This window comes from Pseudomonas xanthosomatis (genome assembly GCF_019139835.1).
GTDB classification, from domain to species: domain Bacteria; phylum Pseudomonadota; class Gammaproteobacteria; order Pseudomonadales; family Pseudomonadaceae; genus Aquipseudomonas; species Aquipseudomonas fakonensis.
Map to the genome: position 1 here is coordinate 5,249,384 of NZ_CP077075.1, position 15,222 is coordinate 5,264,605.

18 protein-coding genes are annotated in these 15,222 nt (G+C 63.4%); 10 read left to right on the forward strand and 8 right to left on the reverse strand.

The annotated features are described in order from the left end of the window. Positions 1–66: 66 nt before the first annotated feature. Positions 67–1,965, reverse strand: coding sequence for a potassium transporter Kup (locus KSS93_RS23135; RefSeq protein ID WP_217839906.1), 1,899 nt, complete (start codon positions 1,963–1,965; stop codon positions 67–69). A 367-nt stretch (positions 1,966–2,332) separates the two neighbouring features. On the opposite strand from KSS93_RS23135, the gene KSS93_RS23140 reads away from it, so the two are divergent. The 7 genes from KSS93_RS23140 to tsaA all read left to right on the forward strand — a co-directional run bounded on the left by KSS93_RS23140 (position 2,333) and on the right by tsaA (position 7,134). After that, positions 2,333–2,650: a type II toxin-antitoxin system RelE/ParE family toxin gene (locus KSS93_RS23140; protein WP_217886136.1), complete on the forward strand. Its 318-nt coding sequence runs from the start codon at positions 2,333–2,335 to the stop codon at positions 2,648–2,650. Between the two features lies 1 nt (position 2,651). Further along, positions 2,652–2,984, forward strand: a complete 333-nt coding sequence (locus KSS93_RS23145; protein WP_217886137.1) for an addiction module antidote protein — start codon at positions 2,652–2,654, stop codon at positions 2,982–2,984. 259 nt (positions 2,985–3,243) lie between these two features. Then, the gene (gene rimO / locus KSS93_RS23150) at positions 3,244–4,575 is read left to right on the forward strand and encodes a 30S ribosomal protein S12 methylthiotransferase RimO (protein ID WP_217886138.1); all 1,332 of its coding nucleotides are present in this window, start codon (positions 3,244–3,246) and stop codon (positions 4,573–4,575) included. Positions 4,576–4,658: 83 nt separating this feature from the next. Next, positions 4,659–5,117: a GNAT family N-acetyltransferase gene (locus tag KSS93_RS23155; protein ID WP_217886139.1), complete on the forward strand. Its 459-nt coding sequence runs from the start codon at positions 4,659–4,661 to the stop codon at positions 5,115–5,117. A 98-nt stretch (positions 5,118–5,215) separates the two neighbouring features. Beyond that, positions 5,216–5,926, forward strand: coding sequence for an rRNA pseudouridine synthase (locus KSS93_RS23160; protein WP_217886140.1), 711 nt, complete (start codon positions 5,216–5,218; stop codon positions 5,924–5,926). A 51-nt stretch (positions 5,927–5,977) separates the two neighbouring features. Further along, positions 5,978–6,439, forward strand: a complete 462-nt coding sequence (locus KSS93_RS23165) for a YehS family protein (RefSeq protein ID WP_217886141.1) — start codon at positions 5,978–5,980, stop codon at positions 6,437–6,439. Then, positions 6,439–7,134, forward strand: coding sequence for a tRNA (N6-threonylcarbamoyladenosine(37)-N6)-methyltransferase TrmO (tsaA, locus tag KSS93_RS23170; protein WP_217886142.1), 696 nt, complete (start codon positions 6,439–6,441; stop codon positions 7,132–7,134). The genes KSS93_RS23165 and tsaA overlap by 1 nt, the downstream gene beginning before the upstream one ends. Positions 7,135–7,415: 281 nt before the next feature. Here tsaA and fpr read toward each other — a convergent pair whose 3' ends face one another. Continuing rightward, on the reverse strand, positions 7,416–8,195 hold the full coding sequence (fpr, locus tag KSS93_RS23175) for a ferredoxin-NADP reductase (protein WP_167069020.1): 780 nt from the start codon (positions 8,193–8,195) through the stop codon (positions 7,416–7,418). Positions 8,196–8,312: 117 nt separating this feature from the next. Here fpr and KSS93_RS23180 point away from each other — a divergent pair, with 117 nt between their 5' ends. Then, positions 8,313–9,239 carry a LysR family transcriptional regulator gene (locus KSS93_RS23180; RefSeq protein WP_217886143.1) on the forward strand — a complete coding sequence of 309 codons (927 nt, stop codon included), beginning with the start codon at positions 8,313–8,315 and terminating at the stop codon, positions 9,237–9,239. A gap of 3 nt (positions 9,240–9,242) precedes the next feature. Here the strand turns inward: KSS93_RS23180 and KSS93_RS23185 are convergent, their stop codons facing one another. From KSS93_RS23185 to KSS93_RS23195, 3 genes are all read right to left on the reverse strand, one after another. Beyond that, complete coding sequence (locus KSS93_RS23185; RefSeq protein WP_023631044.1) at positions 9,243–9,608, reverse strand: diacylglycerol kinase; 366 nt, start codon at positions 9,606–9,608, stop codon at positions 9,243–9,245. Between the two features lie 77 nt (positions 9,609–9,685). Next, positions 9,686–10,336 (reverse strand): response regulator transcription factor ErdR, encoded by a 651-nt coding sequence (erdR, locus tag KSS93_RS23190; protein WP_217886144.1) that lies wholly within the window; start codon positions 10,334–10,336, stop codon positions 9,686–9,688. Positions 10,337–10,590: 254 nt separating this feature from the next. Then, a complete protein-coding gene (locus KSS93_RS23195; protein WP_217886145.1) occupies positions 10,591–11,301 on the reverse strand; it encodes a tRNA-uridine aminocarboxypropyltransferase in 711 nt (236 codons plus the stop codon). Positions 11,302–11,514: 213 nt separating this feature from the next. Between KSS93_RS23195 and KSS93_RS23200 the strand changes: the two genes are divergently transcribed. Next, entirely contained in the window at positions 11,515–11,937 is a 423-nt protein-coding gene (locus KSS93_RS23200) for a quorum-sensing-regulated virulence factor family protein (RefSeq protein WP_217886146.1), read from the forward strand. Position 11,938: 1 nt separating this feature from the next. Here KSS93_RS23200 and KSS93_RS23205 read toward each other — a convergent pair whose 3' ends face one another. Continuing rightward, a complete protein-coding gene (locus KSS93_RS23205; protein ID WP_217886147.1) occupies positions 11,939–12,145 on the reverse strand; it encodes a hypothetical protein in 207 nt (68 codons plus the stop codon). 319 nt (positions 12,146–12,464) lie between these two features. Between KSS93_RS23205 and KSS93_RS23210 the strand changes: the two genes are divergently transcribed. After that, a complete protein-coding gene (locus KSS93_RS23210) occupies positions 12,465–13,583 on the forward strand; it encodes an LOG family protein (protein ID WP_217886148.1) in 1,119 nt (372 codons plus the stop codon). Positions 13,584–13,641: 58 nt separating this feature from the next. Here KSS93_RS23210 and recX read toward each other — a convergent pair whose 3' ends face one another. Both recX and recA read right to left on the reverse strand, forming a co-directional pair. Beyond that, complete coding sequence (gene recX, locus KSS93_RS23215; protein ID WP_217886149.1) at positions 13,642–14,112, reverse strand: recombination regulator RecX; 471 nt, start codon at positions 14,110–14,112, stop codon at positions 13,642–13,644. An 8-nt stretch (positions 14,113–14,120) separates the two neighbouring features. Further along, positions 14,121–15,188 carry a recombinase RecA gene (gene recA / locus KSS93_RS23220; RefSeq protein WP_217839921.1) on the reverse strand — a complete coding sequence of 356 codons (1,068 nt, stop codon included), beginning with the start codon at positions 15,186–15,188 and terminating at the stop codon, positions 14,121–14,123. Between the last annotated feature and the right edge of the window lie 34 nt (positions 15,189–15,222).

Consider the following 15,222-nt stretch of genomic DNA (forward strand, 5'->3'; position numbering starts at 1 on the left):
TCACAAGGCAGTGGCCACTGGCAGGGACGGGTCACCCGCCAGGGGCTGCAGCAGCCCCTGGCCCACTCAGATCTCGACCTGGGTCCCCAGCTCGATCACCCGGTTAAGCGGCAGGTTGAAGAACCTCAAGTTGCCGTTGGCATTCTTCAACAAGAACGCGAACAGGTTACCGCGCCAGCGCGACATCCCCTCCAAACGCGAAGCAATTACCGTCTCCCGGCTGAGGAAGTAGGTGGTACGCATCGGGCTGAAATCCAGCTCGTCCAGGTGGCACAGCTTCAACGCCGCCGGTACGTCCGGCTCGTCCATGAAGCCAAAGTGCAACAGCACGCGGAAGAACCCGTCGCCATAGGCCTCCACCTCGAAGCGCTCGCTCTCCGGCACCCGTGGCCGGTCCTCGCTGACCACCGTCAGCAACACCACCTGGCTGTGCAGCACCTGGTTGTGCAACATGTTGTGCAGCAGCGCATGTGGCACGGCGTCCGGCCGGGCAGTCAGGAACACCGCAGTGCCCTCCACCCGGTGCGGCGGCTGCACGCGGATGCTGCTGATGAACACCGGCAGCGGCAGCCCGCCTTCATCGATACGCTCGACCAGGATCTGCTTGCCGCGCTTCCAGGTACTCATCAGCAAGAACAGCACCCCACCGGCCAGCACCGGGAAGGCGCCGCCCTGGACGATTTTTGGCACATTGGCGGCAAAGAACAGGCCGTCCACCAACAGGAAACCGACCAAAATCGGCACCGCCAGCAGTGGCGGCCATTTCCACAGCAGCAGCATCACTGCCGATACCAGAATGGTGGTCATCAACATGGTGCCCGTTACCGCCACGCCGTAGGCCGCCGCCAAGGCGCCGGACGACTCGAAGCCGACCACCAGCAGCACAACCCCGACCATCAGCGTCCAGTTCACAGCACCAATGTAGATCTGCCCCTGCTCGTCACTGGAGGTGTGCTGGATCTGCATGCGCGGGATGTAGCCCAGCTGAATGGCCTGGCGAGTCAGGGAGAAGGCCCCCGAGATCACCGCCTGCGAGGCGATCACCGTGGCCATGGTGGCCAGGCCCACCAAGGGCAGCAACGCCCAGCTCGGCGCCAGCAGGTAGAACGGGTTGCGCGCAGCTTCGGGGTTTTGCAGCAGCATCGCACCCTGGCCGAAATAGTTGAGCACCAGCGCCGGCAGCACCAGGGCGAACCAGGCGCGGGCGATCGGCTTGCGGCCGAAGTGGCCCATGTCGGCATACAGCGCCTCGGCACCGGTCAGCGCCAGCACCACCGCCCCGAGAATGGCCACGCCCATGCCAGGGTGAACGATGAAGAAGTTCAGTGCCCAGCCCGGGTTGAAGGCCTTGAGCACCTCGGGGCTCTGGGAGATGCCATGCACCCCCAGCGCCCCCAGCACCACGAACCAGGTGACCATGATCGGGCCGAACAGCTTGCCGATCTTCTCGGTACCGTGCTTTTGCACCAGAAACAGCGCCACCAGCACCACCAGCGAAATCGGCACTACCCAGTGGTCGATGCCATCGAAGGCCAGGCCCATGCCCTCCACCGCCGACAGCACCGACACCGCCGGGGTGATCATGCTGTCGCCGTAGAACAGCGAGGCGCCAATCAACCCGCAGATCACCATCAACGTGCGCAGCTTCGGGTAATTGGCCGTGGCCCGCCGCGCCAGCGCGGTCAGGGCCATGGTGCCGCCCTCGCCCTGGTTGTCGGCGCGCAGGATGAACATCACGTACTTGAACGACACTACCCACAGCAGCGACCAGAGGATCAGCGAGAGAATCCCCAGCACGCCGTCATGGTTGACCGGCACCCCGTAGCCGCCGGTGAAGACCTCTTTGAGGGTGTACAACGGGCTGGTACCGATATCGCCATAGACCACCCCAACAGCTGCCACCAGCAGGCCGAACGAGCGTGTAGCCCCCTGCCCGCCCTCGGCGTGACTGCTTGCCTGAACCATCGACCACTCCCGCAGAAGGCCTTTGAAGACCCGTTGAATTCACTTGGGCGCGGGGCCTGACTGGTGCCCCGACGCAACGGCGCGAAGCATAGCGCAGCGTACGGCGTATTTCTGCTGCTCAAGCTCGACGTCGTGGCTCACCTGCTGGCCAGCATGCATTAGCGAGGTTAGCCCACTACCGAACCTGCAACACCAGTTCTGGCCCGGTAACAATCAGTTCAACTCTCGCCTGCGCTTTCGACCACCTCGCTTCAGGGCAGTCACTAGACTTTTCCGAAGTCGGCGGGTGTTCGTTTCTTTTTAGGGATGCGCCCAGGGCGATAAAAATATGCAATCACCCATTTGTCTTTTTTAAGGTACATTCTGCATGTATGAAGTGGAGCATGTCCTGTCATCCAATGGAGTGGACATCTACCAGGCCTGGCTCGATACCGTGCGCGACAAGCGCTGCAAAGCCAAGATCACTACACGGGTGGACCGCGCATCCCTTGGCCACTTCGGCGACGTTGAGCCAGTAGGTGATGGCGTCTTTGAAATGAAGATCAATTTTGGGCCTGGCTTTCGCGTCTACTACGCGGTCCAGGGTCGCAAGGTCATTTTCCTGCTGGGCGGCGGCGCCAAAGACAAACAGCAAAGGGACATCGATCAGGCCAAGGCCCTCTGGAAATGTCACAAGGTGAACTGAAATGACTGCCCGTACCCGCTCTCACGAAGACAGCGTGCTCAGCATGCTGCGCGAAGACGAGGACTTTGCCATCGAGTACCTCGCGGCCGCGCTCGAGGACATCGACGAACCGGGTGGTGAGGACACCTTCCTTCTCGCCATTCGACGTATCGCCGAGGCACGTGGCGGCATGAGCAACCTCTCGCAAAACACGGGGCTGGCACGCCCGAACCTTTACCGCTCGCTCGCGGCAGGTGGTGACCCGAAACTCTCCACCGTACTGAAGGTACTGCAGGCGCTCGGGGTCGGCATGTCCAAGGTGGTCTCGCATAAAGTTGGACAAGCGTGCGAATAACCCCATCGCCCAACGCCTAACTGCCCCGGCCCATTCGCAACAGCCCCGCGTAGGCGCCTCGTCGGGGCGGCTCAGGCAGCGCCGCCAGCACGGCTGCCTGGAGCCATCAGCAATAGCACAGCGTTCGTCGCATTTGTGCTGGTCAAGCGCCTTTGCGCTCGCTAGAATTGCGCACTTTTTGATCAGAGGCGCCCAAAGCGCCCGCCAGGATCGCCCCCGTTACCGGCCGGGCGGGCTGCATTCAATACCGAGGTTAGTCATGTCCACCACCAACGCCATCCCCAAGGTCGGCTTCGTTTCGCTGGGTTGCCCCAAGGCCCTGGTCGATTCCGAGCGCATCCTTACCCAGCTGCGCATGGAAGGCTATGAAGTCGTGCCCACCTACGAGGACGCCGACGTGGTGGTGGTCAACACCTGCGGCTTCATCGACAGCGCCAAGGCCGAGTCGCTGGAAGTCATCGGCGAGGCGATCAAGGAAAACGGCAAGGTCATCGTGACCGGCTGCATGGGCGTCGAAGAAGGCAACATCCGTGACGTGCACCCAAGCGTGCTGTCGGTGAGTGGCCCGCAGCAGTACGAGCAAGTGGTCAACGCCGTGCACGAAGTGGTGCCGCCGCGCCAGGACCACAACCCGCTGATCGACCTGGTGCCGCCACAGGGCGTCAAGCTGACCCCGCGCCACTACGCCTACCTGAAGATTTCCGAAGGCTGCAACCACAGCTGCAGCTTCTGCATCATCCCGTCGATGCGCGGCAAGCTGGTCAGCCGCCCGGTGGGTGAAGTGCTGAGCGAGGCCGAGCGCCTGGTCAAGGCCGGCGTCAAGGAGATCCTGGTGATCTCCCAGGACACCAGCGCCTACGGCGTGGACGTAAAGTACAAGACCGACTTCTGGAACGGCCGCCCGGTCAAGACCCGCATGCTCGAGCTGTGCGAGGCCCTGAGCAGCCTGGGCGCCTGGGTACGCCTGCACTACGTGTACCCGTACCCGAACGTCGACGACGTGATCCCGCTGATGGCCGCCGGCAAGATCCTGCCGTACCTGGACATCCCGTTCCAGCACGCCAGCCCCAAAGTGCTCAAGTCGATGAAGCGCCCGGCCTTCGAAGACCGCACCCTGGCGCGCATCAAGAACTGGCGCGAGCAGTGCCCTGAGCTGGTGATCCGCTCCACCTTCATCGTCGGCTTCCCGGGTGAAACCGAAGAAGACTTCCAGTACCTGCTGGACTGGCTGACCGAAGCCCAGCTCGACCGCGTGGGTTGCTTCCAGTACTCGCCGGTCGAAGGCGCCCCGGCCAACGACCTGGGCCTGGACGAAGTACCGGACGACATCAAGCAGGACCGCTGGGACCGCTTCATGGCCCACCAGCAGGCGATCAGCGCCGCACGCCTGCAACTGCGCATCGGCAAGGAAATCGAAGTGCTGATCGACGAAGTCGAGGAGCAAGGCTCGGTTGGCCGCAGCTTCTTCGATGCCCCGGAAATCGACGGCAGCGTGTTCATTGATGGCGACCATGGCTTCAAGCCGGGCGACAAGGTCCGTTGCCGCGTGGTCGATGCCGACGAGTACGACATGTGGGCCGAGCCGGTCTGAGCCAACGGCTGCAACCCTGCATCCCACGCAATACCCCGCGTTTGCATCTATGTTTTCCTTCATGCTCATGGAGGAAAACACAGATGCGCCCGACACTGACCCTGCAGACCCCGCACTACAGCGACTACCCCGAACTGGTTGCGGTCTGGGAAGCCTCAGTCCGCGCCACCCATGACTTTCTCCCCGAAAGCTACATTCTGGTGTTGCGTGACCATGTGCTGCGCAAATACCTGGATGCGGTGATGCTGGTCTGCTGCAAGGACCGTCAGCGTCACATCCTCGGCTTCGCCGGCGTGGCCAATGGCCGGGTCGACATGCTCTTCGTCGCCCCCGAATACCGTGGCCAGGGCGTCGGCCAGCGCCTGCTGCGCCATGCCGTGGCCGAACTCAATGCCGAACGCCTCGACGTCAACGAACAGAACCCCCAGGCCCTGGGCTTCTACCTGCACGAAGGCTTCGAGGTGGTCGGCCGCTCGGTCACCGACGGCCTGGGCCAGCCCTACCCCTTGCTGCACATGCGCTTGGCACGTACCGCGGCCTGACGCTTGGGCAAAATGGCGTGAATGACACCGATTTGCAGCCGCAACCTCGCCGGGGCAGGTACAATGTGGCCTTTCCCCGCCTTGCGAAACCATTGTCCATGTCCGACCCCATCCGCCTGTCCAAACGCCTCATCGAACAGCTTGGCTGCTCCCGCCGAGAGGCCGAACTGTATATCGAGGGAGGCTGGGTCACGGTCGATGGCGAGGTGGTCGAGCAACCCCAGTTCAAGGTCGGCGAGCAGCGGGTCGAGCTGCTGCCCGGCGCCCGCGCCGAAGCCCTTGAGCCGGTCACCCTGCTGCTGCACCAACTCGCCGGCCAAGGCACCGCAACGGCGCAGGCCGGCATCGGCATGGCCAGCCTCAGCGAAACCCATCGCGAAGGCGTGCGCCCGCTGCACGGCCACTTCACCCGCCAGGCTTGCATCGCCCCGCTGTTGCCTGGCGCCAGCGGCCTGCAGGTATTCACCCAGGACTGGCGGGTCACCCGCAAGCTGGACGCCGACCTGCGCCGCATGGAGCAGGAGTACATCGTTCAGGTCAGCGGCGAGGCCAAGCCTGGTGCGCTGGAACGCCTGGCCCGTGGTGTGGAGCGCAAGGGCGTCGAGCTGCCGAAGGCCAAGGCCAGCTGGCAGAACGAGCAGCACCTGCGCATGGTGTTGAAAAACCCGCAGCCCGGGGTGATCGAAGCATTGTGCGAAACCGCCGGGCTCAAGGTGCTGGGCATGCGCCGCATTCGCCTGGGCGGCGTGTCGATGGGCAAGCTGGCCCAGGGCCAATGGCGGTACCTGGTGGGCAGCGAACGTTTTTAAGCGATACCCCGCCGCGCAGGAGCGCGCGGCATCAGAACAGGATTGGCGTCAATGAACCACAACGATGTAATGCGCAGCCTGCGCTATATGCTCAAGGCAAACGACCAGAAGATGGCCGAAATCATCGGTCTGAGCGGGATGCAAGTGACCGCCGAAGCCATCGCCGGTTACGTGAAGAAAGAAGAAGAGCCCGGCTACGTAGCGTGCCCGGACAAGGTCATGGCGCACTTTCTAGACGGCCTGGTGATCCACCGCCGCGGCCGCGACGACAGCCGCCCGCCGCAGCCGATCGAGTTGCCGGTGACCAACAACACCGTGCTCAAGAAGCTGCGGGTGGCCTTCGAGCTGAAAGAGGACGACCTGCACGCGGTGCTCAAGTCGGTCAATTTCCCGGTGTCCAAACCCGAACTGAGCGCGCTGTTCCGCAAGGTGGGCCACGACAACTACCGCCCGTGCGGCGACCAGTTGCTGCGCAACTTCCTCAAGGGCCTGACCCTGCGCGTGCGCGGCTGATGCAGCACAGCGTCTCGCCGGTCGGCATCGTGCGCTCCTGTTTCAAGGAGAAGTTCGCCATCCCGCGCCAGCCGCAGTTGGCGCCAGCCGCCCGAGGCGTGCTGGAGCTGCTGGCGCCGTTCGACCAGGGCGATGCGGTGGCGGGCCTTGAGCAGGTCAGCCATGTGTGGCTGCTGTTTCTGTTCCACCAGGCGCTGGAAGACAAGCCGCGCCTGAAGGTGCGCCCGCCACGCCTGGGCGGCAACAAGAGCATGGGTGTATTCGCCACCCGCGCTACCCACCGGCCCAATGGCATCGGCCAGTCAGTGGTGCGCCTGGAAGGCGTGGAGCCCGGGCGCTTGCTGCTGTCGGGCATCGATTTGCTGGATGGCACCCCGGTACTGGATATCAAGCCCTATGTGCCCTACGCCGACAGCGTGGCCGATGCCACCAATCAGATGGCCGACGGGGCGCCGCAGCCGATTGCCGTGCAATGGAGTGACAACGCCCTGCCCCAGGCCCGCGAGCATGCACTGCGCCTGGATGAACCGCTGGTTGAGCTGATCGAGCAGTGCCTGGCCCAGGACCCACGCCCGGCCTACCAGGTGCCGCCGCCCGAGCGGGTGTATGGGGTCAGGTTCTGGGATGTGCAGGTGCGCTGGCAGTACCCGCAGCCGGATGTGATCCGGGTACTGGAGGTTGTGCGCGAGGGCTGAGGTTCGGGGGCGTGCTGCACCGGCTTCTTCGCGGGCAAGCCCGCTCCCACAGGCAAGGCGCCATATTCGAACCCAGTGAAGGCTCTGTGGGAACTGTTTTGTGTCGCCTGTCCTGGCCTCATCGCCGGCAAGCCGGCTCCTACAGGTACAGCGCTGGCCTGAATGCTGTGAACACTGTGGGAGCGGGCTTGCCCGCGAAAGGGCCACCACAGCCAACCCTTTTCTCGCAGACCAAAAAAAACGCAGCCCCAGAGCTGCGTTTTTGCGTTACCGCACTCGCCTCACTTCTCGACGAAGGCACGCTCGATCAGGTAATCGCCTGGCTCGCGCATGCGGGCGGAGACTTTCAGGCCGAAGCTGTCGAGCACTTCGCTGGTTTCGTCGAGCATGCTCGGGCTGCCGCAGATCATCGCACGGTCGTCCTGCGGGTTGATCGGTGGCAGGCCGATGTCGCTGAACAGCTTGCCGCTGCGCATCAGGTCGGTCAGACGGCCCTGGTTCTCGAACGGCTCACGGGTGACGGTGGGGTAGTAGATCAGCTTGTCACGCACAGCCTCACCGAAGAACTCGTTCTGCGGCAGGTGCTCGGTGATGAACTCGCGGTAGGCCACTTCGTTCACGTAGCGCACGCCGTGCACCAGAATGACCTTTTCGAAACGCTCGTAGGTTTCCGGGTCCTGGATGACGCTCATGAACGGCGCCAGGCCAGTGCCGGTGCTCAGCAGGTACAGGTGCTTGCCCGGGTTCAGGTCGTCGAGTACCAGCGTGCCGGTAGGCTTCTTGCTGATGATGATCTCGTCGCCTTCCTTGAGGTGCTGCAACTGCGAGGTCAGCGGGCCGTCCGGCACCTTGATGCTGAAGAACTCCAGGTGCTCTTCCCAGTTTGGCGACGCGATGGAATAGGCGCGCATGAGCGGACGGCCGCTTTCCTGCTGCAGGCCGATCATCACGAACTGACCGTTCTCGAAGCGCAGCCCCGGGTCGCGGGTGCACTTGAAGCTGAACAGGGTGTCGTTCCAGTGGTGAACACTGAGGACACGTTCGTGGTTCATGTTGCTCATCTAGGGGCTCCTGAAGAAAAACGCAGCGCGCAAAACGCGCAGTTGCGCGATAGTTTAGGGGCAGCGACAATATCTGTTAACTGAATTATCAAGATATGTGTTATCGGTTATATAGATATGCGATTCACACTTCGTCAGCTTCAGGTCTTCGTTGCCGTCGCCCAGCACCAAAGCGTCTCTCGAGCCGCTGGTGTGCTGGCCTTGTCGCAATCGGCGGCCAGCACCTCCATCACTGAGCTTGAGCGCCAGTCCAGCTGCCAGCTGTTCGACCGCGCCGGCAAGCGCCTGAGCCTCAACGCCCTGGGCCATCAACTGCTGCCCCAGGCCGTGGCACTGCTCGACCAGGCCAAGGAAATCGAAGACCTGCTCAACGGCAAGTCCGGTTTTGGCTCACTGGCGGTGGGCGCCACCCTGACCATCGGCAACTACCTGGCCACGTTGCTGATCGGCAGCTTCATGCAGGTGCACCCGGAAAGCCAGGTGAAGCTGCACGTGCAGAACACTGCGCATATTGTGCAACAGGTGGCCCATTACGAAATTGATCTGGGTCTGATCGAGGGTGATTGCAACCACCCCAATATCGAAGTGCAGCCGTGGGTGGAGGATGAACTGGTGGTGTTCTGCGCGCCCCAGCACCCGCTGGCCAAGGTCGGCCATGCCAGCATCGAGCAATTGGCCCATGAAGCGTGGATTCTGCGCGAGCAGGGTTCGGGGACGCGTCTGACCTTTGACCAGGCCATGCGTCACCACCGCGCCAACCTGAACATCCGCCTGGAGCTCGAGCACACCGAGGCGATCAAACGCGCCGTGGAGTCGGGGTTGGGCATCGGCTGCATCTCACGCCTGGCCCTGCGCGATGCGTTCCGCCGCGGCAGCCTGGTGCCGGTGGAAACCCCGGCACTGGACCTGGCGCGGCAGTTCTACTTCATCTGGCACAAGCAGAAGTACCAGACCTCGGCCATGCGCGAGTTCCTCGAGCTGTGCCGCAGCTTCACCGCAGGAGTCAGGCGCAGCGACGAGATCGTGCTGCCGCCGATTGCCTGAGCATCAGCCGAGCAGGATCACGCCCCACACCAGCGCCACCATGCTCATGGCCACCAGTTGCGCGGCGCTGCCCATGTCCTTGGCGTTTTTCGACAGTGGGTGGCGGTCAAGCGAGATGCGGTCGATAGCCGCCTCCACCGCAGAGTTGAGCAGCTCGACGATCAGCCCCAGCAGGCACACCGCGATCAGGATTGCGCGCTCGGCGCGGCTCACCGGCAACCAGAAGGCCGTGGGGATGAGCAGCACGTTGACCAGCACCAGTTGGCGGAACGCGGCTTCACCCTTGAACGCCGCGCGCAGGCCGTCCAGCGAGTAGCCGGCGGCATTGAAAATACGTTTGAGGCCGGTCTGGCCCTTGAATGGCGACATGTGTGTCAGTCACTTCACCGAGAAAAGGCCAGCAGGCTAGTTCAACCGGGGTCAAAAAAGCGTGAAGGCGCAGGGACTTAGCTGGCCGAAACCGATTCAAGTTGTTGCAGCAGCAGCGCAGCCTGGGTACGGGTACGCACGCCCAGCTTGCGGAAGATCGCCGTGACGTGGGCCTTGATAGTCGCCTCCGATACACTCAGCTCGTAGGCGATCTGCTTGTTCAGCAGGCCCTCGCAGACCATGGTCAGCACCCGGAACTGCTGCGGCGTGAGGCTGGCCAGGCCTTCGCTGGCGGCCTTGGCCTCGGCCGAAACGTCGACCTTCTCGAATGCCTGTGGCGGCCACCACACTTCGCCGTCCAGCACCTTCCTGACCGCATCCTGGATGACGTTCAGGTCGCTGGACTTGGGGATGAAACCGCTGGCACCGAATTCGCGCGACTTGACCACCACCGCCGCTTCTTCCTGGGCCGAGACCATCACCACCGGAATTTGCGGGTATTGCCCGCGCAGCAGCACCAGCCCGGAAAAACCGTAGGCACCGGGCATGTTCAGGTCCAGCAGGACCAGGTCCCAGTCGGCTTTTTCGCCCAGGCGGGTTTCCAGCTCGGCGATGCTCGCCACCTCGACCAGACGCACGTCCGAACCCAGGCCAAGGGTAACGGCCTGGCGCATGGCGCTGCGGAACAACGGGTGGTCATCGGCAATCAGGATTTCGTATGTGGCCATCGATCTATGGATCCTGTTCTGTGCCAGGCGCGGGGGTATGGCAACGCCTGGCGGGCAACTCATGGCGCGTACGGCAGGGCCGTCGGCCGGGATGGCACGGCGAAGGCCGGGGTAACAGCAGCTTCGTCGCGCCTGAAGCGGCGCCAAGGATGACCAGCACGCCCCGGGTGGTCAAGCCAATTGCCCGGTCGTACCGCCCACCCTGGCTGCCAGCCCCGACAGTATGACCCAATCCGTCGCGCCTGCCCCTTGGACTATAGGAAGGTATGCAAGCGCTGGTGGACCTCGTCCTGCTCGTCCAACGGCAGGCGGCGCTTGCCGCTCAGGTAATGCAGGCTGAACAGGTCAAGGTAGGCGTCCAGCGCCTGGGACGCCTGGTTGTCACCGGCCAGGTCCAGGCACATGGCGGCAACTTCCGCGGTGCAGAAGTGATCGTCGCGCTTGGAGCGGCGCAGGCGGTAGCGCGACATCTGCTCCGCTTCAAGGCTGAGCACCGGGAAACGGTCCAGGTACGGGCTCTTGCGGAACATCTTGCGTGCTTCGGTCCAGGTGGCGTCGAGCAGGATGAACAACGGGCGCTTGCCCGGCTCGCGCTGCACCTGTGTAACCACGCGTTCCTGGGCGACGAACTCGCCAGGGAAGACGATATAGGGCTGCCACTGCGGGTCGTCGAGTAGCGCCAGCAGGCGCTCGTCCACCGAGGTGCGCAGCCAGCCGAAGGCAGAGGTGTCTTCGATCAGGTCGGCGATAAGCCAGCCGGTGTTGGTTGGCTTCAATGGCTCGGTGTCATGCATCAGCAGGCACACGCCAGAGTCGGCCTGCACCCGCGGCTTCCAGGCACACAGGCAGTGGGTAGCGATGACCCGGCAGTCGGGGCAGCGCTCGGCGCGCGAACCACGGGCAACGAAGGGTTTGACGCTGCGGGCCAGGCGTTCGGCGCGCAGGCGCGCTACGGCGTGGCTCATGGCCGCAGGCCTTGGCAGGGGGATGGGGCGGGCACAGGTATGACTCGACGATAACAAAGCGCCAGTCTACCAGAGCCGGCCTCTTTTGCCGTGCAGCGGTGCCGGCGGCTCCTTTATAATCGCCTGCTTTGGCGGCCGCGAAACCTGCCGGTTTCATGGAACGCCGCCCGCCGGCGCAGGTCAAAGCGCCAGTCATCGAACCAGGAGAGATTCATGCTGCGTCTTATCGTCCCGACCCTGAGCCTGCTGCTCGCCCTGCCGCTGGCCGCACAGGCCGCCTCCAAGCAGGAGTACGAGCTGACCCAGACGCTGCAGAAGGTCGCCAAGGAAAGCAGCGTCGGTACCCCGCGAGCCATCAATGAAGACATCCTCGACCAGGGCTACACCGTTGAAAAGGGCAAGGCGCTGGTCAACCACCTGAGCGTGCGCGAAAGCCACGCCGAACGCATGCAGGCCAACCCTGAGCAGGTACGCAGCCAGCTGGGCGACAGCGTGTGCCGCAACAACGGCTACCGCAACCTGATGTCCAAAGGCGCCGTGCTGGTTTACCGCTTCACTGTCTACAAGACCAACCAGCCGATCATGGACCAGGCCTTCGACGCCGCCAGCTGCACGGCCGGCAACAAGAAGAAGTGATTCAGGCGAGCTGATCGCTGGCACTGGCGCGCCGCTGCTCCTCATCGGCGCGCAAACCGGCCAGCAAGGCCTGCAAGTAGCGCGAATGCGGCTGCACACCCTGCAACCGGCGCAAGCACTCCTGCTCAAGGCTCAGCCGATTGCCCTGGGCCGCCTCCAGCAACTCCCCGTACAGCTGCGCCTCCACCTCGATCACCAGCCGATGCATGGCGTCACCTCCTGCGCATCGAGCCCCTGTGCCTTTCAGTTAACCAAAGCCGATCAATTATTGGATCCGATCTGACGAATGGCTTGCGACAGCGGCACGAAGCCGCACCAGGGTCTAGATTGAAAGCGAACGCCTGCCACAATGCGTTTCGATCAAAACAACGAAAATGGATGGACTTTACCCCTGCAACACGGCCTTGAAGGCCTACTGCAATGCTCGCGGTTCACACTCGAGCCAAGCAGCCTGCGACACACGCAGTGTCGCGGCCGGGACACGCCATCGGCCCGGTCAGAGGTTTTGCTGCAGAAGGAGACGTTGAATGCCGTACCAACCGAACGAACGCCTGCTCGAACACTTTCGCGAGCACGGCATCGACCTGGGCAAGGTCGACGAGCAACTGCAACTGGTCGCCCCCAACAGCCCCAACCTGCCGCTGTACCGCGACATGATGCTGACCATCCTGCGCATGGCCCACGACGACGGTAACCGCTGGAACGCCAAGATCACATTGCAGGCGCTGCGCGAACTCGATCATTCGTTCCGCACCCTCGAGCACTACAAGGGCCGGCGCAAGGTCACGGTGTTCGGCTCGGCGCGCACGCCCGTCGAACACCCGATGTACGCCCTGGCCCGCGAACTGGGCGCAACCCTGGCCCGCGCCGACCTGATGGTCATCACCGGTGCCGGCGGCGGCATCATGGCTGCCGCCCACGAAGGCGCTGGCAGCGACCACAGCCTGGGCTTCAACATCACCCTGCCCTTCGAGCAGCACGCCAACGCCACGGTCGACGGCACCGACAAGCTGCTGCCGTTTCACTTTTTCTTCATTCGCAAGTTGTTCTTCGTCAAGGAGGCCGACGCTCTGGTGCTGTGCCCGGGCGGCTTCGGCACCCTGGACGAGGCGCTGGAAGTGCTGACCCTGATCCAGACCGGCAAGAGCCCGCTGGTACCGGTGGTGTTGCTCGACTCACCTGGCGGCAGCTTCTGGCAGGACGCGCTGGCCTTCATCAGCCGCCAGCTCGAAGAGAACCGCTACATCCTGCCCAGCGACCTCAAGCTGGTGCGCATGGCCCACAGCGCCGACGAGGCGGTGGAAGAAATCCGGCAGTTCTACAGCAACTACCACTCCAGCCGCTGGCTGAAAAAACAGTTCGTGGTGCGCATGCACCACCGCCTGAGCGAGGCCGCCCTGCACGATATCGAGGAGGGCTTTCCCGACCTGCGCCTGAGCGGCCGCTACCATCAGCAGGCCGACAGTGGCGCCGAACACGAAGAAGGCAACTACAGCCACCTGACACGGCTGACCTTTGCTTTCAATGGCCGTGATCAGGGTCGCCTGCGCGAGCTGGTGGACTTTATCAACCTGCCGGAAAACTGGGCGAAGCCCCAGCCGATGCACACCACCCAGCGGGCGCGGGAAGCGTTGAAAGTGAGCTGAACGCAAAATGCCCTGTACGGGCTGGCACCGGGCGGTGCCAGCCCGTACAGGGCATTGGTCAGTAGTCGTCCAGGTCACGGCCGTTGAGCAGCCGACCGACCATCTCCATCGAGAACCCACGGTAGACGAGAAACCGAGTCTGCTGCGCGCGGCTGCGTGGGTCTTGCGGGCGCTGCCCGGCAAACTTGCGCTGCCATACATCCCGCAGGCGTTCGCCCCAGTCCACTTCGCTCTCGCGCAAAGCCTGGTCAATATCGCCACGCACCAAGCCGCGCTGCCCCAGCTCCTCGCGAATACGCGCGGGGCCGTAGCCAGCATTGGAACGGTAACGGATGAAGCTTTCGAGATAGCGGGCTTCGCTAAGCAGCCCTTCCTCGGCAAGCCGATCGAGCGCAGGCTCGATCAGCTCATCGATGGCACCGCGCTGACGCAGCTTTCGCGTTAGTTCGACGCGACCATGCTCGCGGCGTGCGAGCAGGTCCATGGCTGCCCGCCGAACGGCGACGGGGTTGTCGAGTACGGCGGGCATGGGGCGAATCAGTAACCGGCGTCAGCGTCAGCCAGATCGTCAGCATCGGCTTGGGCAGCTGCGGCTTTGCCTTCTGCGGTTACAGCAGCGCTGGTCAGCAGCTTGTCGCGGATTTGCTTCTCGATCTCGGCGCCAATGGCCGGGTTCTCTTGCAGGTACTTGGCCGCGTTGGCTTTGCCCTGGCCGATCTTGTTGCCTTGGTAGGCGTACCAGGCACCGGATTTTTCCACCAGGCCTTGGGATACACCCAGGTCGATGATTTCGCCGTTGCGGTAGATACCCTTGCCGTAAAGAATTTGGAACTCGGCCTGACGGAAAGGTGGCGAGACCTTGTTCTTGACGATTTTGACGCGGGTTTCGCTGCCGACCACTTCGTCGCCTTCCTTGACCGCGCCGGTACGGCGAATGTCCAGGCGAACCGAAGCGTAGAACTTCAGGGCGTTACCACCGGTGGTGGTTTCCGGGCTGCCGAACATCACGCCGATCTTCATACGGATCTGGTTGATGAAGATGACCAGGCAGTTGGCGTTCTTGATGTTACCGGTGATTTTGCGCAGCGCCTGGGACATCAGACGGGCCTGCAGGCCGACGTGCATGTCGCCCATTTCGCCTTCGATCTCGGCCTTGGGTACCAGGGCGGCAACGGAGTCGACGATGATCACGTCAACGGCGTTGGAGCGCACCAGCATGTCGGTGATTTCCAGGGCTTGTTCGCCGGTGTCTGGCTGCGAGACCAGCAGGTCGTCGACGTTGACGCCCAGCTTGCCGGCGTATTCAGGGTCGAGGGCGTGCTCGGCGTCGACGAAGGCGCAAGTGGCGCCGTTCTTCTGGGCTTCGGCGATGACCGACAAGGTCAGCGTGGTTTTACCGGAGGATTCCGGGCCGTAGATCTCGACGATACGGCCTTTTGGCAGACCGCCGATGCCCAGGGCGATGTCCAGGCCCAGGGAGCCGGTGGAGATGGCTGGAATGCCTTGGCGCTCGTGGTCGCCCATGCGCATGACCGCGCCTTTGCCGAATTGGCGTTCGATCTGACCCAGGGCCGCAGCCAAGGCGCGTTTCTTGTTGTCGTCCATTGAAATCCTCACGTGTTCGACTTGGCCCTGACGG